General features: G+C 54.5%; 1 protein-coding gene. It reads left to right on the forward strand.

The window, feature by feature from the left end:
• Positions 1-51: 51 nt before the first annotated feature.
• Positions 52-257 (forward strand): hypothetical protein (locus N8L33_RS10020; RefSeq protein ID WP_261059761.1); only part of this gene is annotated, 206 nt, incomplete at its 3' end.

The raw sequence follows: 257 nt of genomic DNA on the forward strand, positions 1-257 counted from the left end.
TTTAGAAGTGTCCTAAAGGCAGTCCCAGCAATAAAAAGGAAACCCGCAGCGATGGCGTACTACCGCACTCCCCATGACGTTACCGCTCTGCCCGCTTGGCAAGCGCTCAATCAACATCGCCAGGCCATGCAGGATTTCAGCATGCGCGAAGCGTTCAATGCCGATCCCCAGCGCTTTACCCAGTTCACTTTGAGCAGCTGCGGGCTGTTCCTCGATTACTCGAAAAACCTGATTACCCCTGAAACACGCGACCTGCT

The sequence above is a fragment of the Streptococcus mitis genome (assembly GCF_946188695.1).
Taxonomy (GTDB): domain Bacteria; phylum Bacillota; class Bacilli; order Lactobacillales; family Streptococcaceae; genus Streptococcus; species Streptococcus mitis_DF.